The following is a 20,006-nucleotide window of genomic DNA, read 5'->3' as shown; positions in this document are numbered from 1 at the left end:
GCGAAGAGGTTGCCACCCTAGTGTTCCAGGGGCAGCACGAGCGCGGTCAGCAGGCGGTCCAGCTCGGCCGCCGGGTCGTCGGTCAGCCCGGTGTGCGTGGGCGAGGTCTGGATGATGGTGCTGCGCGGCGCGGTCAGCCAGCGGAACCGCTGCCCCGCCGAGGTCCGCGACACCGGCCCGGCCTCGGCCGCGCCGTCGCAGGACACGCCCAGGTGGCGCAGGCTCGCCTCCAGCGATTCCACGTCGACGAACGGGTCGAGCGCGCGCAGCCGCCGCTCGTCGACGTGCACCCTGGCCCCCAGGAAGTCCAGCGCGGCGCAGTAGACCAGCACGCCGACGTTGACGAACTCGCCGCGCTCCTGCCGCGGCACCGCGCGCAGCAGCGCGTACTCAAACACGTGCGGCACGAGCGGCCTCCAACGATTCGACCCACGTCCGCGGCCGCGCCAAGCGGGCCGCGAAGAACTCCTGGTAGGCGGCGCGGACCCGGTCCGGTTCGCCGAACGCCTCGTCCTGGTCCAGCCAGGCGTCGGGCACCAGCGCCAGCACCTCGGCGACCAGCTCGGGCGTCACCCGCGCGGACAGCTCGCGGTCGACCTCGGTCAGCGGTCCCGCGAAGGGCAGCATCAGGTGGTCGGCGGCGTCGAAGCGGTACTCCTTGGCGGGGAAGCGATCGGGCCGCCACGAGTGGTGGAAGTACAGCGAGGCGCCGTGGTCGATCAGCCACACCTGCCGGTGCCACAGCAGCGTGTTCGGGTTGCGCCAGCTGCGGTCCACGTTGAGCGCCAGCGCGTCCAGCCACAGCAGCCTGGTCGCCAGCTCCTGGCCCGGCTCGCGCACCACGGGGTTGTAGTCGAACGAGCCCGGCAGGTAGTCCAACCCGAGGTTGAGGCCGCCGCTGGCGCGCAGCAGCTCCTGCACCTCCTGGTCGGGCTCGGCCCGCGCCAGCTCGGGGTCCAGCTCCACCAGCACGATCTCGGGGACCCGGAAGCCCAGCCTGCGGGCCAGCTCACCGACCACGATCTCGGCGACCAGCGTCTTGACGCCCTGGCCCGCGCCGCGGAACTTGAGCACGTACATGCCGAGGTCGTCGGCTTCGACCAGCCCCGGCAGGGAGCCGCCCTCCCGCAGGGGCGTGACGTAGCGGGTGGCCGCGACGGTGCGCAGCCCGGTGGTGTGGTTCACGGGGCGCAATCATGGCCGCCCCCCGGCGGCGGGCTCAAACCGGTTGCGGGCGGGTGCTCACCCGGCGGCTGCCGCCAGCGCGGGCAGGTAGCCGGATTCCTGGCCGGCGCGGTTGGGGTGGTAGGACTCCCCGACCGGCAGCCGCGCGCCGTGCACCCAGGGCGAATCGCCGCACACCCCGTGCCCCGCGAACTCGTCTCGCACGTCGACGAAGACGAAGCCCGCCTTCCCCGCCTCGGCCGCGGTGACCTCGACCAGCGCGTCGGTGGCGCGGTTGAGGGCCTGCCGCTTGCGCTCGCCCAGCCCGAGCGGGCACGGGTCCGGCTCGAACACCCTGGGATAGCCCATGACCAGGACCCGCGCGGCGGTCCGGGCGCGGACCGCCGCGTACAGGCCCGCCAGTCGGCCCGGCAGGTCGGTGCGGGCGAACCGCTCGGCGACCTCGACCCGCTGCAGGCACGCCTCTTCGCCCCGGAGCACGCACGTGGTCATCACGTCCACGAACCCCGCGTCGTTGCCGCCGACGGTGATGGTGACCAGCGCGGTGTGCCGGGACACCCGCTGGGCCTGCCCCGCCACCTCGGCCGTGGTCGCCCCGGCGCACGCCTCGAACAGCAGCGCGGCACCGCGCGCGGCGGCGAGCAGCGCGGGGTGCGCGCCGTCGCTGCGCTTGCACTCGCCGCTCTCCCCGCCCGCTCCCGTGCCCGCCGCGTAGGAGTCGCCCAGCGCGACGTGCTCCGGCGCGGCGGGCGCGGGTACCAGTGCCACCAGCAGGACCGCTGCCACCAGGTTCATGGCATCCGGCGTACCACCCGGCGGCCCGCCGCCCCAGGCGGTTAACCCGTCAGAGCGCCACGCACACCGGGATGGGGGTCGTGAAGGTGCTCGACAGCCGCAGCCGCCCCGACTCGCGGTCGACCGCGAAGGTCGTCACGGCGTTGGAGTTCTGGTTGGCGGCGAACAGCAGCCCGCCGGTGCTGTCGAGGGTGATGTGCCGGGGGTAGCGCCCGCCCACCGGGGTCGCCTCGACCAGCCGCAGCCGCGCGCCGCCGTGCTCGACGGCGAACACCGCGACGCTGTCGTGGCCGCGGTTGGACAGGTAGACGAACCGGCCGTCCGGGGACACCAGCACCTCGGCCGGGTAGTTGCGGGGCGTGGTGGGGGCGTTCGCGGGCAGGGTGCTCAGCACCTGGCCCGGCTTGAGCACGCCCCGGTCGTAGGAGGCCACCACGATCGTGGAGTCCAGTTCGTTGGCGATGTAGGCGTGCCTGCCGCCGGGGTGGAACGCCAGGTGCCTGGGCCCCGCGCCGGGCTGGAGCTTCGCCTCGTCGACCGGCGACAGCCTGCCGTCGTCGCCGAGCCGGTAGCTGAACACCGAGTCGGTGCCCAAATCCACGGCCAGGACGAACTCGCCGGTCGGGTCGGGCAGCACCTGGTGCGCGTGCGGGCCCTCCTGGCGCTCGGGGTCGGGGCCGGAGCCCTCGTGCCGGACCAGGTCCGCGCGCTCGCCCAGGCCGCCGTCGGGCCGCACCGGGTGCACCGACACGCTGCCGGAGCTGTAGTTGGCCGAGAGCACGAACCCGCGGTGCAGCGCCAGGTGGCAGGGGTCGGCCCCGCCGGTGGACTGGGTGTTGATCACCTGCGGCACGCCGTCGGGGCCGATCGACAGCGCGGTGACGGCGCCGTCCTGCTGCTCGTTGACGGCGTAGAGCCTGCGGCCCTCGCGGATCACGAAGGAGGGGTTGGGCACGCCCGCGACCACGCCGGTGGCCCGCAGCCGCCCGGTGGCGCGGTCGTAGGACGCCAGCCCGATCCCGGTTCCCCCGCCCTCCCAGGAGGTGTACGTCCCCAGGTAGGCCCGCGCCCCCGGTTGCGCCTGCGCGACCGACTCCGTCATCAACAACCCCGCTCCCACGGCTCCCAGGAACCGTCGCCTGTTCAGCACCACGCACCGACCTCCGCTCAGCTCGCCCGCGGCGGTCACCACAGTGGCCTAGACCTTTCCGACCCGACAAGGGGTGCGCCGAAGACCGCGCTCAGCGCAGCGGATCGCGCTCCTTGATCTTGGCCAGCTCCACCCGCGGATCGTACGTCGGCCGCGGGTAGACCGGCGCGAGGTCGCGCAGCGCTTCCAGCAGCACCTGCGCCACCGCCCAGTTGCGGTACCACTTGCGGTCCGCGGGGATGGCGTACCAGGGCGCCACAGCGGTCGAGCACTCGCGCAGCGCGTCGGAGTAGGCCGCTTGGTAGAGCGAGAACTTCCCGCGCACGGCCAGGTCGCCCGGATCGTACTTCCACCGCTTGACCGGGTTCTCCAGCCGCGCGATCAGCCGCTCCCTCTGCCGCTCGGGCGAGATGTGCAGGAAGCACTTCACGATCGTCACGCCCTGCTCGGCCAGCTCGTGCTCGAAGGCGTTGATCCGCCGGTAGCGGTCGCGCCACTCGGATTCGGGCACCAGTTCCTCCACCCGGGGGACCAGCACGTCCTCGTAGTGCGAGCGGTCGAACACGCCGATGTAGCCGGGCGGGGGCACCTCGCGGCGGATGCGCCACAGGAAGTCGTGCCGCGACTCCTCCTCGGTCGGCTTCTTGAACGAGGCGATGCGCAGGCCCTGCGGGTTGACCAGGCCGGCGACGTGCCGGATGGTGCCGCCCTTGCCGGAGGTGTCCATGCCCTGCAGCACCAGCAGCACGCGCCTGCGCCCACCGCCGAGCCCCTCGGCGAACAGGATTTCCTGCAGCTGGTCCAGTTGCTCGCCGATGCTCGTCATCGCCTCGGCCGCGGCCCGCTTGGCGAGGGGGCCGACCGGGGTTGCCGCCGGGTCCACCCGTGCCAGGTCGAACTCCGCCGGGTCGACCAGGAACACGTCTCGGGCCGAACGGACCTGCGCGGACTTGTTCACCACCGTCGTAGGGTAGCCGGACCGACCAGGCGCTATCCCCCGCGCAACGGATCATCGGAGATGAGCGGAATTGCGCAACGAAGTTAGCCAAGGCGCAACACTCGACGGCTGAAATCGCTACCTCAAGCCCCTTAGCCTGGTGGTATGACCGCCATCGCCGCTCCCAGCACCGGGCAGTTCATCGCACTCGACGAGGAGTGGAGCACGCACAACTACCACCCGCTGCCGGTCGTGATCTCGCACGGCGAGGGCGCGTGGGTGACCGACGTCGAGGGGCGTCGCTACCTGGACTTCCTGTCCGGCTACTCCTCGTTGAACTTCGGCCACCGGCACCCGGAACTGGTGGCCGCCGCGGTGGCGCAGCTGGGTCGGGTCACGCTGACCAGCCGCGCGTTCCACCACGACCAGTTCGGCCCGTTCTGCCGGGAGCTGGCCGAGCTGACCGGCACCGAGATGGTGCTGGCCATGAACTCCGGCGCGGAGGCCGTCGAGTCGGCCATCAAGGTCGCCCGCAAGTGGGCCTACCGGGTCAAGGGGGTGCCCGAGGGGACGGCCGAGATCGTGGTGGCCGGGTCGAACTTCCACGGCCGCACCACCACCATCGTGTCCTTCTCCACCGACGACACCGCGCGCGCCGACTTCGGCCCGTTCACGCCCGGTTTCAAGGTCGTGCCCTACGGCGACCTGGCCGCGCTGGCCGGGGCGATCACCGAGCGCACCGCCGCGGTGCTGATCGAGCCGATCCAGGGCGAGGCGGGTGTGGTGGTCCCGCCCTCGGGCTACCTGGCGGGCGTGCGCGGGCTGTGCGACGAGCACAACGCGCTGATGATCGCGGACGAGATCCAGTCCGGGCTGGGACGCACCGGTGAGCTGCTGGCGCTGGACCACGAGGGCGTCCGGGCCGACCTGTACACGCTGGGCAAGGCGCTGGGCGGCGGCATCGTGCCGGTGTCGGCGGTGGTCGGCAGCCGCGCGGTGCTGGGCGTGCTGCGGCCCGGCGAGCACGGCTCGACCTTCGGCGGCAACCCGCTGGCCTGCGCGGTCGGGCGGGCGGTGGTGCGGCTGCTGGCCACCGGCGAGTTCCAGCAGCGCTCCCGCGAGCTGGGCGCGCACCTGCACGGGCGGCTGGGCGAGCTGGTCGGGCGCGGGGTGGCCGAGGTGCGCGGGCGCGGGCTGTGGGCGGGCGTGGAGATCGCGCCGGGCGGCCCGCGCGGGCGGCAGGCGTCCGAGGCGCTGGCCGAGCGCGGTGTGCTGTGCAAGGAGACCCACGACACGACGCTCCGGGTGGCGCCCCCGCTGGTGATCACCAGGGACGAGCTGGACCGGGGTATTGACGCAATTGCCCAGGTTGTCGCCAGCGCCTGACCGCGTCGGCAAGTACCACCCGACCCGCCCACTGGGGCCGCTGACCACTACCCGACCCGGTACCTCGTCGCACCGGGTAGTAGTTACGCGCGCGATGACGGGGCACGGGTAGTACTTGCCGACGCGGCGTTCATGATGGCGGCCATGGGTGAACGCAAGCGGGCCGAAGCGGCCGTCGCGCTGGGACGGTGGGTCGCGCCCGAGGAGGTCCGCGCGCGGGGTCGCGAGCTGCGCGCGGCGGTGGGGCACCAGTCCCACCGCAAGGTGCTGCTCGCCGCCGACCGGCCCTCCGTGGTCGAGTACGTCGAGCGCACCAACGAGGGCAGGCTGCCCGACCTGGTGCCGCTGCGCGTCGGCCGGATGATCGCCTCCCCCTACTCGTTCCTGCGCGGCAGCGCGGGCCTGATGGCGGGCGACCTGGCCGCGGGCGTCCGCAGCGGCCTGACCGCCCAGCTGTGCGGCGACGCGCACGCGGCCAACTTCGGCCTCTTCGGCACGCCCGAAGGGCAGATCATCATGGACGTCAACGACTTCGACGAGACGCTGCCGGGCCCGTGGGAGTGGGACCTCAAGCGGTTGGCCACCTCGCTGGTTCTCGCGGGCCGCGAGGGCGGCGTGTCGGACAAGGGCTGCCGGGACGCCGCCGAGGACGCCGTGCGCGCCTACCGCGGCGCGGTCCGGCACCTGGCCGGGATGCCGTTCCTGGAGTCGTGGGGCGCGCTGGGCGACGAGTCGGTGCTGTCCAAGGCCAAGGCCGACGACCTGACCGGCGCGTTCACCAAGGCCGCGGCCAAGGCGCGCAAGAACACCAGCCGCGCGGGTCGCGGCCCGGTGGACCCGGCGCGACGGCGAGCACTGGCGGTTCGTGCCCGACCCGCCGGTGCTGACCCGCGTCGACGACGCGACCGCACGGGCCGTGGTCGGCGCGCTGCCCGCCTACGTGGACACCCTGCGCGAGTCCCGCTTCAACCTGATCATGCGCTACGGCGTGGTCGACGTGGCCTTCCGCGTCGTGGGCACCGGCAGCGTGGGCCTGCGCAACTACCTGATCCTGTTGCGCGGCAACGGCGACGAGGCGCTGGTGCTGCAGGCCAAGGAGGCCAGGCGGTCCGCGCTGGCGCCGTTCCTGGACGTGCCCGAGGCCAAGCACGAGGGCAAGCGGGTGGTGCACGGCGCGCGGCTGGTGCAGGCGGAGACCGACATCCTGCTGGGGTGGACGACCATCGAGGGGCGGCCGTTCATCGTGCGGCAGTTCCGCAACCGCAAGGGCGAGATCGACGCGACCGCGCTCAAGCGCGACGACCTGGACGACTACGGCCGGTTCGCGGGCGCGCTGCTGGCCCGCGCGCACAGCCGCTCCCTGGACCCGCGCCTGCTGGCCGGGTACTGCGCCGACGGCGAGGAGCTGGACGAGGCGTTCGCCAAGTACGCGCTGGACTACGCCGACCAGACCTGCGCCGACCACGAGGCGCTGGTCGCGGCGGTGCGGTCGGGTCGAGTTCCGGCGCTGGTCGAGTAGCCGCGCCCGGCTCTGGGTACGTTGCCGGGGGTGACGGACTTCGCGTGGATCGGACTGATCAGGCACGGCGAGAGCACCGGCAACGTGGCCAGGGAGGTCGCCGAGTCGGGCGGGCACGAGGTGATCGACATCGCGGAGCGGGACGCCGACGTCCCGCTGTCCGAACAGGGCAGGAGGCAGGCCGAGGCGCTGGCCCGCTGGTTCGCCGAGCTGCCGCGCGCCCAGTGGCCCGACGTGGTGGTGTCCTCGCCCTACCTGCGGGCGCTGGACACCGCCAGGACGGCGCTGCGCGGGCACCCGCTGATGCTGGTCGACGAGCGGCTGCGGGACCGCGAGCTGGGCGTGCTGGACCTGCTCACCACGCACGGCGTGGCCGCCCGCTATCCCGAGGAGCTGGCGCGCAAGCGGCGGCTGGGCAAGTTCTACTACCGGCCGCCGGGCGGTGAGTCCTGGGCCGACGTGGCGCTGCGGCTGCGGGCGCTGCTCGGCGACCTGGAGCGGGTGCACCGGGGGCGGCGGGTGCTGCTGTTCGCCCACGAGGTGACCGCCCACCTGCTGCGCTACCTGCTGGAGTGCGTCCCCGAGCGGGACATCCTCGCCATCGCCCACAACACGGTGGTCCCCAACGGCTCGCTCACCTCGTGGGTGCGCGGCGAGCGGGGGTTCGAGCTGGAGCACGAGCACGTCACCGACCACCTGCGCGCCCACGGCGCCCGGCCCACGGAGTCCGAGGATGAAGCAGCGCACTCAGCCTGAGCCGGTCACCTCCGCGCTGCTGCGCGACTGGTTGCCCGAGCACGAGGAGCGCGGCACCGTGCTGGTGGTCGGCGGGTCGCGCCGGGTGCCGGGCGCGGTGCTGCTCAGCGGCATCGCGGCGCTGCGCACCGGTGCGGGGACGCTGCAGATGGCCACCGCCGAGCGGCACGCGGGCGGGCTGGGGCTGGCCGTGCCCGAGGCGCTGGTGGTGGGGCTGCCCGAGGCGTCCTCCGGGGCGGTGTCCCGCGACGCGGCCGACGTGCTGGCCGACTTCGTGCCCAAGGCCCAGTCGCTGGTGATCGGGCCGGGGCTGACCGACGTCGACGAGACCGCCGCGCTGCTGGAGCGCCTGCTGCCCATGGTCGCGCCGGACAGCCCGGTGGTGCTGGACGCCTTCGCGCTCGGAGCGCTGGGCACGCACCCCTCGCTGGGCGACCCGGTGCGGGGCCGCATGGTGCTCACGCCCAACGACGTCGAGGCGGGCTACCTGCTGGACGCGGAGGTCGACGACCACGTCTCGGCGGCGCGGGAGATCGCCGCCAAGCACGACGCCGTGGTCAACCTGATGGGTGTGGTGGCCGCGCCGGACGGGCGGCTGTGGCAGGACAGCACCGGCCACATCGGACTGTCCACATCGGGTAGCGGCGACGTGCTGGCGGGTCTGGTGGGCGGGCTGCTGGCCCGCTCGCCCGACCTGGCGCTGGCCGCCTGCTGGGCGGGCCACGTGCACGCCATGGCCGGGCAGCGGCTGGTGCCGCGCACCGGCCTGACCGGGATGCTGGCGCGCGAACTGCTCGACGAGGTGCCGCAGGTGCTGGTGGAGCTGCGCACGCGTTAGCGCGCGAGCCGACGCCCGAGCCCCTGGGTGCGACGTTCGCACCCAGGGGCCGGGTAGTAGTCACCTGCCCGCTGGGGCGGGTCGGGTAGTACTTGCCGACGCGGGTCAGCGGGCTCTGCGCACCCGTGCCTCGTCCCACACCGGCTCGTCCACCTCGACCACCTCGCCGTCCGAGCGGAACAGCAGGAAGCGGTCGAACGAGCGGGCGAACCAGCGGTCGTGCGTCACCGCCACCACCGTGCCGGTGAACTCCTCCAGCGCCCGCTGCAGCGCCTCGGCCGAGGTCAGGTCGAGGTTGTCGGTGGGCTCGTCGAGCAGCAGCAGGGTCGCGCCGGACAGCTCCAGCAGCAGCACCTGGAACCGGGCCTGCTGGCCGCCCGACAGGCTCTCGAACCGCTGGTCGCCGCGCTGGTCCAGGCCGTAGCGGCGCAGTGCCGCCATGGCCGCGCCGCGGTCGCGACCGGGGCGGCCCGCGTCGCCGTGCCAGAGGATGTCCACCAGCGTCCGGCCATGCCACTCGGGGTGCTGGTGGGTCTGCGCGAACAGGCCGGGCACCACGCGCGAGCCCAACCGCCACGCACCCTCGTGCGCCACCTCGTCACCGCCCAGCAGGCGCAGGAAGTGGCTCTTGCCCGAGCCGTTGGAGCCCAGCACGGCCACCCGGTCGCCGAAGAAGACCTCGGTGTCGAACGGTTTCATCAGGCCGGTCAGCTCCAGCGCCTGGCAGGTGATCGCGCGCACCGCGGTGCGACCGCCGCGCAGCCTCGGGGTGACCTTCTCGTCCACCGGCAGCTCCGGCGGCGGCCCGGCCTCCTCGAACTTGCGCAGCCTGGTCTGCATGGCGCGGTACTTGGCCGCCATGGCCTCGCTGATGGTGGCCTGGACCTGGAGGGTGCGCACCAGCTCGCGCAGCCGCGCGTGCTCCTCGTCCCAGCGGCGGTGCAGCTCGGCCAGCCGCTCGATCCGGGCGGCGCGGGCGTCGTGCCACGAGGCGAACGAGCCGGTGTGCACCCAGGCCGAGTGCGCCTCGACGGTGACCACGTGGGTGGCCGCGACCGCCAGCAGCTCGCGGTCGTGGCTGACCAGCAGCACGGCCTTGGGCGTCTCGGCGAGGCGCTGCTCCAGCCACCGCTTGCCGGGCACGTCCAGGTAGTTGTCCGGCTCGTCGAGCAGCAGCACCTGCTCCGGGCCGCGCAGCAGCGCCTCCAGCACCAGGCGCTTCTGCTCGCCGCCGGAGAGCGTGCGCACCTCCCGGAACCGCGCGCGGTCGAACGGCACGCCCAACGCGGCCACGGTCACCGTGTCCCACAGCACCTCGGCGTCGTAGCCGCCCACCTCGCCCCACCCGGCCAGCGCCTCGGCGTAGCGCAGCTGCGCGGGCTCGTCGTCGGCTTCCATCATCGCCAGCTCGGCCTCGTCCAGCTCGGCCGCCGCGGCGCGCAGCGCGGGCGGTGACGCGGCCAGCAGCAGGTCGCGCACGCAGCTGTCGTCGCGGACCGAGCCGACGAACTGCGGCATCACCCCCAGCCCGCCCTGCACCCGGACGCTGCCCGCGGCCGGGGTCAGCTCACCGGACAGCAGGCGCAGCAGCGTGGTCTTGCCGACCCCGTTGGCGCCCACCAGCGCCACCACCGAGCCCGCGCCGACCTTGAACGAGACGTCGTGGAACAGCTCGCGCCCGTCGGGCAGGCGGAAGGCGAGGCCGTTCGCGTCGAGAAAACCCACGTGCGGCATGGTGACCGCGCGCGGGCCGGGAAGCGAGTGAATTCCGGGAGGTCAGCGCCAGGTGTAACCGCGCAGCAGCATGAGCAGGGAGCCGAAGCCGATCGACGCCAGCGCTGGCCCGACCACGCCCAGCACCAGCAGCAGCACGCCCAGGCCGCCGAACACGCCCGCGAGCGCGTAGTGCACCACCGGGTGCAGGGGGCGTCCCTCCACCAGCGCGCTGGCCAGTGCCGGTTCCTCCACCGCGAGCCGGTGCTCGATCTCGTCCAGCGTTCTGCGTTCCGACTCGCTCAGCATCGCCCACTCCTCCCGACTTCCCCAAGGCAGCAGAGCAGGAGTACCCGTGCGCGGGGCGGTAAACACCCGCTCAGCGGGACAGCGCTACGAGCCGGGACACCGCTCGCAGGTACTTCTTCCGGTAGCCGCCGTTGAGCATCTCCGGGGTGAACAGCTCCGACAGCGCCTCACCGGACACCGCCACCGGGATGTCCCGGTCGTAGAGCCGGTCACCCAGCGCGACCAGCCGCAGCGCCACCGCCTGGTCGGGCGCGGGCGTCACGCCCCGCAGGTGCACCGCGGTCACCCCGTCGACCAGCCTGCCGTAGCGCGACGGGTGCAGCCGGGCCAGCCGCGCGCACAGCTCGGCGAAGTCGTCCAGCGTCGCCCCCGGCGTGCTCTCCGCCTTGGCCACCAGCTCCTCGTCGCTCATCGGCGGGGGCGCGTCGGGCAGGCCGCGGTGGCGGTAGTCCGGGCCGTCGACCCGCACCACGGTGAACTTCGCGGCCATGGACTGGATCTCGCGCAGGAAGTCCGCCGCCGCGAAGCGCCCCTCCCCCAGCTTGTCCGGCAGCGTGTTGGAGGTCGCCGCGATGGCCACGCCCGCCGCGGTCAGCTCCTTGATCAGCCGGGTGACCAGCATGGTGTCGCCGGGGTCGTCGAGCTCGAACTCGTCGATGGCCAGCAGCCGGTGCCCGGACAGCCGCCGCACGGTCTCCGGGAACCCCAGCGCGCCGACCAGGCTGGTCAGCTCCACGAACGTGCCGTAGGCCTTCGGACCGGGCACGGCGTGCCAGATCGAGGCCAGCAGGTGGGTCTTGCCCACGCCGAAGCCGCCGTCGAGGTACAGGCCGGGTTTGCCCGGCTCGGCCTGCTTGCGGAACAGCGATCCCAGCCAGCCCCGCTCGCCCGCCCCGGAGACCCGCTCGGCGAACGCCTGGCACTCCCGCACCGCCGCGGCCTGGCTGGGCTCGTCGGGGTTGGGCACGTAGGTGGCGAACCGGACGTCGTCGAACCGGGGCGGCGGGACCAGCGCCCCGATCAGCTCGTCCGCGTCGACGTGGGGATCGCGGTCGGACAGGCGAGGGGCGGGCATGGCCGAAGCCTATCGGCGTGCTGGGATGGGTTCGTGCAGATGTTGTGGCCGCCACGGGGCGCTGAGACCACCGTCACCGAGGCCGAGCTGGAACGGCTCTACGACTACCCCGCCGACCTGGACCGGCCGTGGGTGCAGGTCAACTTCATCGCCAGCGCGGACGGCGCGGTGTCGGTGGCGGGCAAGTCCGCCGGGCTGGGCAACGCGGCGGACAAGGAGGTGTTCCGGCTGGGCCGCGACCTGGCCGACGTGGTGCTGGTCGGCGCGGGCACGGCGCTGGCGGAGGGCTACCGGGGGGTGAAGGCGACCGAGGTGCGCGCGCAGCGGCGGGCCCGGCTGGGGCTCTCCGCCGTGCCGCCGATCGCGGTGGTCACCGCGCGGTGCTCGATCGAGCCCACCTCCCCCCTGGTCACCGACGCGGTGGTGCCGCCGATCATCCTCACCGCACAGGCCGCGCCCGCTCAGCGGCGGCGGGCGCTGGCCGACGCCGGGGCGGACGTGGTCGTCACCGGCGACGAGGCGGTGGACGTGCGGGCGGCGTTGCGGGCGCTGGACGAGCGCGGCCTGCGCCGGGTGGACTGCGAGGGCGGCCCCGTGCTGTTCGGCGCGCTGATCGAGCAGGACCTGGTGGACGTGCTGTGCCTGACGGTCGCGCCGCTGCTGGCGGGTGGTGACGCCGGGCGCGTGGCGACCGGTCCGGTGCCACCCGCGCCGCTGGCGATGGAGCTGTCCTCGGTGCTGCACCACGAGAGCGCGCTGCTGCTGAGGTACCGCCGCCGCGGTTAGCCCCGATCGTTCACGCCCCGGCCCGCCGACCGGACCCTGTTCTTGACCTGCAGGTCAAGAACAAGGCATGCTCGTCCCCATGGGCCGCCCCAAGGAGTTCGACCCCGAGCGCGCCGTCGCGGAGGCGATGGAGGTCTTCTGGACGCAGGGGTACGGCGCGACCTCACCCCAGCAGTTGGCCGACCGGCTGCGCATCGGCAAGGGCAGCCTCTACAACGCTTTCGGGGGCAAGCGCCAGCTGTTCGACCTCGCCCTGCGCCACTACCTCGATCTCCGCGTCGAGGGCCTGGCGCACTGGCTGGAAGGAACGGCGCCGGTCAAGGACCGACTGCGCGAGGCACTGCTGTTCCTGCTGAGCAGCGACCCCGACACCCTCGATCGCCGCGGCTGCCTGGCGATCAACAGCGCCGTCGAGCTGGGCCGCCTGGACGAGGCCGTGGCCACGCAGGTCCGAGGTTTGTTCGACCGGGTGGAGGGCGTCTTCGCATCGCTTGTCGCCCGAGGCCAGCGCGAGGGCGACATCCGGGGCGACGTCGACGCGAAGGCGCTGGCGAGCGTGCTGCTCAACACCGCCACCGGGCTCCTCGTCCTGTCGCGCCTGGAACCCGGACCCGACCGCCTGACCCGCGTCGTCGACACGACGCTGGCGCTGCTCTGACACGACGGCCCACCGCTCGCCTTCCCGCCCGCCCACATTTTGTACCCGCAGGTCAAGAATCTGTTCCGGCTCACACCACCCCTGGAGAAACGTCATGGGCACCACCCTGACCATGAGCACCTTCGACGCACCGGCCCGGCCGCTGAACATCCCGCTGCCCATCGACCCGCCCGAGGGTGGCTGGACCTGGCCGCCGACGTCGGTGACGCTGATCGCGGGCGAGGACGACGCCGTCCTGATCGACACCCTGCCCACCGTCGAGGACTCCGCCGAGCTGGCCGACTGGATCGAGGCGAGCGGCAAGCGGCTCACGCACGTCTTCATCACCCACGCCCACGTCGACCACTACCTCGGCACCGCCGCGCTCAAGGCCAGGTTCCCCGGCGTCAAGGTCGTCTCGACCGCTGCCACCGCCCGCTTCATCGCCGAGGAGCAGAAGACCAGGCGGGACACCACGGCCTACGCCGCGATCTTCGCCGACGACATCGTCGGGGAAATCGTCATCCCCGAGGCGCTGCCCGCCGACGGCCGCATCGACCTGGAGGGCCACGACATCATCGGCGTCCCGACGGGCCAGTCCGACCTGAGCGAGTCCTCCTACGCCTGGGTGCCCGAGCTGTCCGCCGCCGTCGTCGGCGACATCGCCTACAACGACGTGCACGTCCCCCTGTTCGAGAGCAGCTCCGAGGCCCGCAGGGGCTGGATCGCCACCCTGCGGGAGATCCAGAGCCGCGCCCCGAGGGTCGTCATCGCGTCCCACCGCAAGGCCGACGCCGTCAACGACGCGGGCTCGCTGGCCAAGACCATCGAGTACGTCGAGCTCGGCGACGAGCTGCTCAGCGCCGACCCGCGCCCGAGCCTGGCCGAGTTCGTCGCCAGGGTGGTCGAAGCCGACCCGAGCCGCGCCAACATCACGACGCTGATCTACAGCGGCGCCGTCCAGGGCCTCCGGTAGCACCGCGACCGGGCCGCGCCGATCCGGGACCGCGCCGGTCCGTGGGCGCGGCGGTTGCTGCGCGGCAGCCCTCGACCAGGCAGGATGTCCCCCGTGGCGCTCCCGTTGACCCCTCCCGTGCAGCCGATGCTGGCCAACGCCGTCGACGCGATCCCGACCGGCGGCGACCTGGTCTTCGAGCCGAAGTGGGACGGCTACCGCTGCCTGGTGTTCCGCGACGGCGACGAGGTGGTCCTGCAGTCGCGCAGCGGCAAGCCGCTCAACCGGTACTTCCCCGAGGCCGAGGCGGCGCTGCGGCGCGGGCTGCCCGACCGGGTCGTGGTGGACGGCGAGCTGGTCGTGGCCAAGGACGACAAGCTGGACTTCGACGCGCTGTCCGAGCGCATCCACCCGGCGGCCAGCCGGATCGCGCTGCTGTCGCGGACCACCCCGGCCGGTTTCGTGGCGTTCGACCTGCTCGCGCTCGGTGACCGGCTGCTGCTGGAGGAGCCGACGCACCGGCGCCGCCGGGTGCTGGAGGACCTGATCACGCCGGGTGACTCGGTGTACCTGACCCCGTCGACGGCGGACCCGGAACTGGCCCGGCAGTGGTTCGAGCTGTTCGAGGGCGCGGGCCTGGACGGGGTGATCGGCAAGCCGGACGGCCCGTACGTGCCCGGCAAGCGCGTGATGGTCAAGGTCAAGCACGCCCGCACCGCCGAGTGCGTGGTGGCCGGGCTGCGCTGGCACAAGGACACCGAGCCCGGCAGCGCGGTCGGGTCGCTGCTGCTGGGCCTGCACGACGCCCGGGGGGTGCTGCACCACGTGGGCGTGGTCGGCTCGTTCAAGGCCGCCGAGCGGCGCGAGCTGGCACGGGAGCTGAGCGGTCTGATCACCTCCGGCGAGCACCCGTGGGTCGGGCACGAGGACGGGCGCAGGCTGCCCGGCGAGATCAACCGGTGGCGCGGCAAGCACGCGGACTGGGTGCCGCTGCGCCCCGAGCGGGTGATCGAGATCGCCTACACCCAGACCGAGGGCGCGGCGCCCGCGCGGCTGCGGCACAACGGGCAGTTCCGCAGGTGGCGCCCGGACCGCGAGCCCGCCTCGTGCGGCTACGACCAGTTGGAGCAGCCCGCGCGCTACGACGTGGAGTCGGTGCTGCGCGGAGAGGTCCGGCCCGCCTAGCGGCTCCGGGTGCGAACCCGCCGCACCCGGTGCCTTGGCGGTGCCAGGATGGTGGCATGGTCGACGTGGACGGGTTGATCGCCGAGCTGGACCAGCGGATGCTGCGCGACTGCGGGCGGCTGTCGATGTGGCGCGTGGTGCACCGGACCACCGGCGTGGTCTACACGGTCGTGCTGATCCTGGTGCCCGCCCTGCTGGCCGCCGGTTTCGCCTCGTCGGAGACCCGGCTGGGCAAGGCGCTGCTGCTGGTCGCGGCCGTGGTGGGCGGGTTGAACGTGACGTTCAAGCCGTACCTGCACAGCCGCAAGCGGCGCAGCGACGTCAACACCATGCGCAGGCTGCGCGACGAGTTCCGCGGCGAGGTGGCCAGGGCGTCGGACCCGGCCGCGGTGTACGACAAGTACTCGGCCGCCTACGCCGCGGTGTTCGAGGCGCGCGGGATGGACCTGCTCGACGGCCAGCTCAGCACCGAGGACGCCGCGCGCCGGGAGCAGCCCGCGGCGTGACCACCGCGCACGACCTCCGGGACTACACCTCCGGGCGCGCGCTCCTGGTGGCACCCACCGACGCCAGGACCACACAGCCGATCGCGACCCACTGCGCGGGCCGCAGCGCCTCGTGCAGGACGATCAGCCCGACGAGCGCGGCGACCGCCGGCTCCAGGCTCATGAGGATGCCGAACACGCGCGGCGGGATGCGGCGCAGCGCCTCCAGCTCCAGCGAGTACGGGATCACCGAGGACAGCAGCGCCACGGCCGCGCCCGCGATCAGCACCACCGGGTCCAGCAGCGCGGCACCGGCCTCGGCGACGCCGAAGGGCAGGGCCAGCAGCGAGCCGAACACCAGTCCCAGCGCCAACCCGCGACCATCGGAGGTGCGGCTGCCCATCGCGGTCGCCAGCAGGATGTAGCCCGCCCAGCACACCGCCGCCACCAGCGCGAACGCCACCCCCACCCAGGACAGCCCGCCGTCGGCCCTGGTCAGCAGCAGCACGCCCACCGCGGCCAGCAGCGCCCACAGCCCGTCGACCCAGCGCCGGGACCCCAGCACGGCGACCGCCAGCGGGCCGAGGAACTCGATGGTCACCGCCGCGCCCAGCGGGATGCGCTCGATGGCCTGGTAGAAGGTCAGGTTCATGGCGCCCAGGACCAGCCCGTAGCTCGCCACGACCAGCAGCGTGCGGCGGTCCAGCCGCAGCGACGGACGCCACACCGCCAGCAGCACCACCGCCCCCAGCACCAGCCGCAGGGTGACCGTGCCCGCCGCACCCACCAGGGTGAACAGCTGCTTGGCCACGGCCGCGCCGATCTGCACGCTCACCACGCCCAGCAGCACCAGCGCGGGTGGGGGGATCGCGCCGAACGCCCTGGCCGCGAGGGCCAGCGGCCCCGTCTCGGACAACCTCCGCCTGGGAACCCGCTCCACGTGCACCATGACCACGTCCCCATCCTCCCCCAGCCTGCTCACCGAAGTCTCACTTGGACTGTGTGAGGCTCTGCGGTACCCGAGACGGAAGAGGCAGGGGGACGACTGTGCCGCGTCGGCGTCACGCCGCCTTGTTGCTGGTGGCCCTCAGCGCGCTGGCCGCGTGCAGCGCGGGCCCCTCGACGCGCCCGGTGATCGCCGTGCGCGGCGGTGACCAGGAGCAGTCGCAGGCCGCGGCCCCCACCGGGCCGCGCGAGGTCCCACCGCTGGAGGAGTACCGCTCGACCGGCCTGTCGTGGTCACCGTGCACCGAGGCCACGCGCCTGAGGATGGGCGGCACGGCCCCGCAGGGCGACCAGGAGTACGAGTGCGCGCGGCTGACCGCGCGGCTGGACGCGCCGAGCAGGCCCGGCCGGGGCAGCCTGGGGCTGGCCGTGCTGCGGGTGGGCAGCGGCACCAGCGCGCTGGTCGTGGTCGGCGACCCGGACGGCGAGCCGGGCACGCTCAAGGCCGCGCGGCTGGCGGCGAGCCTGCCGCCGCAGGTGCTCAGCACGTTCACCCTGATCGGCATCGACCGGCGCGGCACCGGCAAGTCCGACGGGGTGCGGTGCGTGCCGGACGCGGCGCGCACCGGCATCCTGGAGGCCGACCCGGCCGACGAGTCCCAGGAGGACCTGCTGGAGTCGCTCGGGCGGGCCAGCCAGGAGTGCGTGCTCGACCTGGAGAACCGGCTCAAGGCGGTCGACTCCTGGCGCACGGCGGCGGACCTGGAGCAGCTGCGCGAGGCGCTGGGCACCGCGCACCTCAACGCCATCGGCATCGGTGACGGCTCCAAGGTGCTCACCCTCTACGCGAGCCGCTTCCCCGACCGCGTCGGCCGGATGGTCTTCGACGGCGCGCCGGACCCGACGCTGGACGTGATGGGCGTGGCCGAGGGCCAGGCGGTCGCCGCGGAGCAGGCGCTCAAGGCGTTCGGCGAGGACTGCGCGGTGCGCCGCTGCCCGCTGGGCGCGGACGCGGGCCAGCGGTTCGCCGCGCTGCTGGACCGGTTGCGCGCCGCCCCGATCCGGGGGCTGGACTTCGACCTGACGCCGGGCACCGCCACCCAGGCGGTGCTGATCGGCCTGGCCGACCGCTCCCGCTGGCCCGCGCTGGCCGACGCGCTGGTGGCGGCGGAGTCCGGCGACGCCGGACCGCTGAACGCGTTCGTCGCGCCCCTGGTGCTGGAGCAGGACGAGAGCCCGCCGCGGCTGGACGCGGACCTGATCACCACCTGCAACGACACGACGACCCGCGTGCCGCCGGAGCGGGTGGCGGGGCTGACCTCGGACTGGCGGGAGAAGCACCCGGTGTTCGGCGCCTGGTACGCGCGCGAGCTGCTGCGGTGCGGCCCGTTCCCGGTGCCGCAGGTGCCGAAGCCGCCGCAGCTGACCGGGGCGCCCCCGATCGTCGTGGTGAGCACCGCCGCCGACCCGGTGACCCCGCAGGCGGGCACCGAGCGCGCCGCGCAGGCGCTGCCCGCGGGCGTGGTGGTCGGCTGGCAGGGCGGCGGTCACGGCGCGCTCGGCCAGTCGTCCTGCGCGACCGGGTTGGCGCAGGAGTTCCTGGTCAACGCCAAGGTGCCCACCCACGGCACGCTCTGCCCCCCGTGACGCGCGTCGGCCCCGTGAGCGCTGAAGCGCTCACGGGGCCGCGGCAGCCAGGGTCAACAGCTGGAACAGCACCCGCATCCAGGGCCTGTGCAGCCGCCGCAGCAACCGCAACTACCGGCCTGGGGCTGTTCCACCGTCTCGATCTCCACCGACATCTCGGCCTCCCCGTGCTCGTGCGGACATCCAGAAGGTATTTCCCCCCTCACCGTCGGACCTACCGCCGGGCGTGGGAAGCCCCCTCACTCGATCGCGACACCGCAATCAACTGGATGTAGCACCGCGCGTTCACGCGGTCAGCTCATCGAGCGCCCGCTGCGCCGCCTCCAGCTCCGCGCGCAACTGCTCGACCCGCGCCAGGTGGCGCTCCCGCGCGGCGCTGAGCACCGCCTCCACCGCTTCGGCCACCTCGGGCAGCAGGTGCTTGGCCGCTTGGGCCACCGCGGCCGCCTGGACCGGCGCGTTGCGCAGCGTGCGCTTGCTGCCGGTCTGCACGTCCACGGTCCACTCGCCCTCCGCCGTGGAGGTCAGCGTCACCGTCACCTCGGCGGGCTTGGCCTGCTTGCGCGCCGGGCGGGCGGGGGCCGGGGCCTGCGCGGGCGCCGCAGCGGGAGCGGGCTTCGGCTTGGTCACCACCGGCTTGGGCTCCGGGGTGTAGATGTGCTCGATCGGAGCGGGCTCGGCGGGCGCCGGAGCGGGCGGGGGCGCGGGGGTCCGCTTGCGCGGCGCGGGCTTCTCCAGCGTCAGCTCCGCCGGGGAGAACGACAGTTCGTCCTTGGCCCCGGTCGGGCGCACCTGGATGAAGTCGCCCTCGGCGGGCTCGGTGAAGGCGAGCACCTTCGCCGAGCGCCCGGCCTCCACGCCCACCGCCGCGGCGGTGAACCACACCGCGGGTTGGCGGCCCGCGGCCAGCTCCTCGCGCAGGTGGTCCAGGTCCTGGGGGGACAACGAGTTCTGCTTGGCCTTGGCCATCGGGCACCTCCACGACTGCGCACACGGTCGCGTGCAGCTTGCCCTATGGCACCGACAACCCGGCCAGCTGCCGGTCGTGCACACGAGCCCACACCCACTGTGCGACCAACGAGCCGGTCAGCGCAAGCAGCATGTCCCAGTGGGTGTCCCACACATCTCCTTGCGTGCCAAGGAAGTCAGTCGCTGCCTCGCCGCCGATGAGCGCGCCCGCCCACTCGACGAACTCGTAGCACGCGCTGATCGCCAGGCAGGTGGCCGAGACGAGGGTGAACGTCCACCCGCCCGGTCGCAGCGGGGTGCGGCGCAGCAGGACCTCGCGCACCACCACCGCCGGGACGAAGCCCTGCACGAAGTGGGCGAACCTGTCGTAGTGGTTGCGGTCGGTCCACGGCAGCTCGCCCAGCGGCACCTCGGCGTAGGTGTAGTGCGCGCCCAGCGCGAGCACCAGGGCGTGGCCGAAGAGCAGCCAGTGCGCCAGCATGGTGAGCGGGAACCGGCGGCGCGTCCACACCAGCAGCGGCAGCCCGATGAGGATGGGGGCGACCTCCAGCAGCCACGTCGGGTAGCTCTTGGGCCGGATGGCCGACGCCGCCACCGCGACGACGACCAGTGCGACCAGTGCGCGCGTTTCGACAGTCCTGCGCTCCATCGGTCGATCATGCCCGTTCCCGTCGCGCGACACCATGATCCACAAAGGACACGAGGGGCGGGAGGGCAACGCCCTCCCGCCCCTC

The 20,006-nt window shown here is 73.6% G+C and carries 20 protein-coding genes and 1 pseudogene; 10 read left to right on the top strand and 11 right to left on the bottom strand.

All coding sequences use genetic code 11. The annotated features are described in order from the left end of the window. Positions 1-17 precede the first annotated feature (17 nt). From JOF41_RS04200 to JOF41_RS04180, 5 genes are all read right to left on the bottom strand, one after another. On the bottom strand, positions 18-407 hold the full coding sequence (locus JOF41_RS04200; RefSeq protein ID WP_209616254.1) for a DUF3037 domain-containing protein: 390 nt from the start codon (positions 405-407) through the stop codon (positions 18-20). Continuing rightward, complete coding sequence (locus tag JOF41_RS04195; protein WP_229796109.1) at positions 391-1,185, bottom strand: HipA family kinase; 795 nt, start codon at positions 1,183-1,185, stop codon at positions 391-393. Before JOF41_RS04195 ends, JOF41_RS04200 begins: the two co-directional genes overlap by 17 nt. Before the next feature lie 57 nt (positions 1,186-1,242). Further along, on the bottom strand, positions 1,243-1,980 hold the full coding sequence (locus tag JOF41_RS04190; protein ID WP_189226024.1) for an SGNH/GDSL hydrolase family protein: 738 nt from the start codon (positions 1,978-1,980) through the stop codon (positions 1,243-1,245). A gap of 49 nt (positions 1,981-2,029) precedes the next feature. Beyond that, positions 2,030-3,082 carry a lactonase family protein gene (locus tag JOF41_RS04185; RefSeq protein ID WP_244989503.1) on the bottom strand — a complete coding sequence of 351 codons (1,053 nt, stop codon included), beginning with the start codon at positions 3,080-3,082 and terminating at the stop codon, positions 2,030-2,032. 139 nt (positions 3,083-3,221) lie between these two features. Next, entirely contained in the window at positions 3,222-4,052 is an 831-nt protein-coding gene (locus JOF41_RS04180) for a PPK2 family polyphosphate kinase (protein WP_189226103.1), read from the bottom strand. Positions 4,053-4,232: 180 nt separating this feature from the next. Between JOF41_RS04180 and rocD the strand changes: the two genes are divergently transcribed. From rocD to JOF41_RS04160, 4 genes and pseudogenes are all read left to right on the top strand, one after another. Continuing rightward, complete coding sequence (gene rocD, locus JOF41_RS04175) at positions 4,233-5,453, top strand: ornithine--oxo-acid transaminase (protein ID WP_209616251.1); 1,221 nt, start codon at positions 4,233-4,235, stop codon at positions 5,451-5,453. 144 nt (positions 5,454-5,597) lie between these two features. Beyond that, positions 5,598-6,972 (top strand): annotated as a pseudogene (locus tag JOF41_RS04170) (DUF2252 domain-containing protein). A gap of 30 nt (positions 6,973-7,002) precedes the next feature. Continuing rightward, positions 7,003-7,728, top strand: coding sequence for a histidine phosphatase family protein (locus tag JOF41_RS04165; RefSeq protein ID WP_189226028.1), 726 nt, complete (start codon positions 7,003-7,005; stop codon positions 7,726-7,728). Beyond that, positions 7,706-8,566 (top strand): NAD(P)H-hydrate dehydratase, encoded by an 861-nt coding sequence (locus JOF41_RS04160; protein WP_189226029.1) that lies wholly within the window; start codon positions 7,706-7,708, stop codon positions 8,564-8,566. Before JOF41_RS04165 ends, JOF41_RS04160 begins: the two co-directional genes overlap by 23 nt. Positions 8,567-8,671: 105 nt before the next feature. Here JOF41_RS04160 and JOF41_RS04155 read toward each other — a convergent pair whose 3' ends face one another. From JOF41_RS04155 to zapE, 3 genes are all read right to left on the bottom strand, one after another. Further along, entirely contained in the window at positions 8,672-10,300 is a 1,629-nt protein-coding gene (locus JOF41_RS04155) for an ABC-F family ATP-binding cassette domain-containing protein (RefSeq protein WP_209616248.1), read from the bottom strand. Positions 10,301-10,342: 42 nt separating this feature from the next. Further along, a complete protein-coding gene (locus JOF41_RS04150) occupies positions 10,343-10,588 on the bottom strand; it encodes a DUF3040 domain-containing protein (RefSeq protein ID WP_189226031.1) in 246 nt (81 codons plus the stop codon). Between the two features lie 70 nt (positions 10,589-10,658). Beyond that, a complete protein-coding gene (gene zapE / locus JOF41_RS04145) occupies positions 10,659-11,663 on the bottom strand; it encodes a cell division protein ZapE (protein WP_189226032.1) in 1,005 nt (334 codons plus the stop codon). Between the two features lie 39 nt (positions 11,664-11,702). On the opposite strand from zapE, the gene JOF41_RS04140 reads away from it, so the two are divergent. The 5 genes from JOF41_RS04140 to JOF41_RS04120 all read left to right on the top strand — a co-directional run bounded on the left by JOF41_RS04140 (position 11,703) and on the right by JOF41_RS04120 (position 15,732). Next, complete coding sequence (locus JOF41_RS04140; protein WP_209616246.1) at positions 11,703-12,449, top strand: pyrimidine reductase family protein; 747 nt, start codon at positions 11,703-11,705, stop codon at positions 12,447-12,449. Between the two features lie 67 nt (positions 12,450-12,516). Further along, the gene (locus JOF41_RS04135; protein WP_209616244.1) at positions 12,517-13,107 is read left to right on the top strand and encodes a TetR/AcrR family transcriptional regulator; all 591 of its coding nucleotides are present in this window, start codon (positions 12,517-12,519) and stop codon (positions 13,105-13,107) included. 94 nt (positions 13,108-13,201) lie between these two features. Continuing rightward, entirely contained in the window at positions 13,202-14,062 is an 861-nt protein-coding gene (locus tag JOF41_RS04130; protein WP_209616241.1) for an MBL fold metallo-hydrolase, read from the top strand. Positions 14,063-14,146: 84 nt separating this feature from the next. Then, positions 14,147-15,226: an ATP-dependent DNA ligase gene (locus JOF41_RS04125; RefSeq protein WP_244989502.1), complete on the top strand. Its 1,080-nt coding sequence runs from the start codon at positions 14,147-14,149 to the stop codon at positions 15,224-15,226. Positions 15,227-15,282: 56 nt separating this feature from the next. Next, positions 15,283-15,732, top strand: a complete 450-nt coding sequence (locus JOF41_RS04120) for a hypothetical protein (RefSeq protein ID WP_189226035.1) — start codon at positions 15,283-15,285, stop codon at positions 15,730-15,732. 22 nt (positions 15,733-15,754) lie between these two features. On the opposite strand, the gene JOF41_RS04115 is transcribed toward JOF41_RS04120, so the two are convergent. Next, entirely contained in the window at positions 15,755-16,660 is a 906-nt protein-coding gene (locus JOF41_RS04115) for an EamA family transporter (RefSeq protein WP_189226106.1), read from the bottom strand. A 98-nt stretch (positions 16,661-16,758) separates the two neighbouring features. On the opposite strand from JOF41_RS04115, the gene JOF41_RS04110 reads away from it, so the two are divergent. Further along, the gene (locus JOF41_RS04110) at positions 16,759-18,303 is read left to right on the top strand and encodes an alpha/beta hydrolase (RefSeq protein WP_189226036.1); all 1,545 of its coding nucleotides are present in this window, start codon (positions 16,759-16,761) and stop codon (positions 18,301-18,303) included. A 285-nt stretch (positions 18,304-18,588) separates the two neighbouring features. On the opposite strand, the gene JOF41_RS04105 is transcribed toward JOF41_RS04110, so the two are convergent. Both JOF41_RS04105 and JOF41_RS04100 read right to left on the bottom strand, forming a co-directional pair. After that, positions 18,589-19,272: a DUF6319 family protein gene (locus tag JOF41_RS04105; RefSeq protein WP_189226037.1), complete on the bottom strand. Its 684-nt coding sequence runs from the start codon at positions 19,270-19,272 to the stop codon at positions 18,589-18,591. A 43-nt stretch (positions 19,273-19,315) separates the two neighbouring features. Continuing rightward, positions 19,316-19,921 carry a DUF2238 domain-containing protein gene (locus JOF41_RS04100; protein WP_209616237.1) on the bottom strand — a complete coding sequence of 202 codons (606 nt, stop codon included), beginning with the start codon at positions 19,919-19,921 and terminating at the stop codon, positions 19,316-19,318. Between the last annotated feature and the right edge of the window lie 85 nt (positions 19,922-20,006).

This window comes from Saccharothrix coeruleofusca (genome assembly GCF_017876325.1).
In the GTDB taxonomy this organism is placed as follows: Bacteria; Actinomycetota; Actinomycetes; order Mycobacteriales; family Pseudonocardiaceae; genus Actinosynnema; species Actinosynnema coeruleofuscum.
The sequence above is the reverse complement of the archived record's forward strand: the minus strand, read 5'-3'. Positions and strand labels throughout refer to the sequence as shown.

Excerpts from the sequence above, each read along its gene's own strand:
- zapE (WP_189226032.1), bottom strand. The coding sequence starts at position 11,663 with ATGCCCGCCCCTCGCCTGTCCGACCGCGATCCCCACGTCGACGCGGAC.
- rocD (WP_209616251.1), top strand. The coding sequence starts at position 4,233 with ATGACCGCCATCGCCGCTCCCAGCACCGGGCAGTTCATCGCACTCGAC.
- JOF41_RS04120 (WP_189226035.1), top strand. The coding sequence starts at position 15,283 with ATGGTCGACGTGGACGGGTTGATCGCCGAGCTGGACCAGCGGATGCTG.
- JOF41_RS04100 (WP_209616237.1), bottom strand. The coding sequence starts at position 19,921 with ATGGAGCGCAGGACTGTCGAAACGCGCGCACTGGTCGCACTGGTCGTC.
- JOF41_RS04160 (WP_189226029.1), top strand. The coding sequence starts at position 7,706 with ATGAAGCAGCGCACTCAGCCTGAGCCGGTCACCTCCGCGCTGCTGCGC.
- JOF41_RS04150 (WP_189226031.1), bottom strand. The coding sequence starts at position 10,588 with ATGCTGAGCGAGTCGGAACGCAGAACGCTGGACGAGATCGAGCACCGG.
- JOF41_RS04135 (WP_209616244.1), top strand. The coding sequence starts at position 12,517 with ATGCTCGTCCCCATGGGCCGCCCCAAGGAGTTCGACCCCGAGCGCGCC.
- JOF41_RS04125 (WP_244989502.1), top strand. The coding sequence starts at position 14,147 with ATGTCCCCCGTGGCGCTCCCGTTGACCCCTCCCGTGCAGCCGATGCTG.
- JOF41_RS04130 (WP_209616241.1), top strand. The coding sequence starts at position 13,202 with ATGGGCACCACCCTGACCATGAGCACCTTCGACGCACCGGCCCGGCCG.
- JOF41_RS04115 (WP_189226106.1), bottom strand. The coding sequence starts at position 16,660 with ATGGTGCACGTGGAGCGGGTTCCCAGGCGGAGGTTGTCCGAGACGGGG.
- JOF41_RS04185 (WP_244989503.1), bottom strand. The coding sequence starts at position 3,082 with ATGACGGAGTCGGTCGCGCAGGCGCAACCGGGGGCGCGGGCCTACCTG.
- JOF41_RS04190 (WP_189226024.1), bottom strand. The coding sequence starts at position 1,980 with ATGAACCTGGTGGCAGCGGTCCTGCTGGTGGCACTGGTACCCGCGCCC.
- JOF41_RS04105 (WP_189226037.1), bottom strand. The coding sequence starts at position 19,272 with ATGGCCAAGGCCAAGCAGAACTCGTTGTCCCCCCAGGACCTGGACCAC.
- JOF41_RS04155 (WP_209616248.1), bottom strand. The coding sequence starts at position 10,300 with ATGCCGCACGTGGGTTTTCTCGACGCGAACGGCCTCGCCTTCCGCCTG.
- JOF41_RS04140 (WP_209616246.1), top strand. The coding sequence starts at position 11,703 with ATGTTGTGGCCGCCACGGGGCGCTGAGACCACCGTCACCGAGGCCGAG.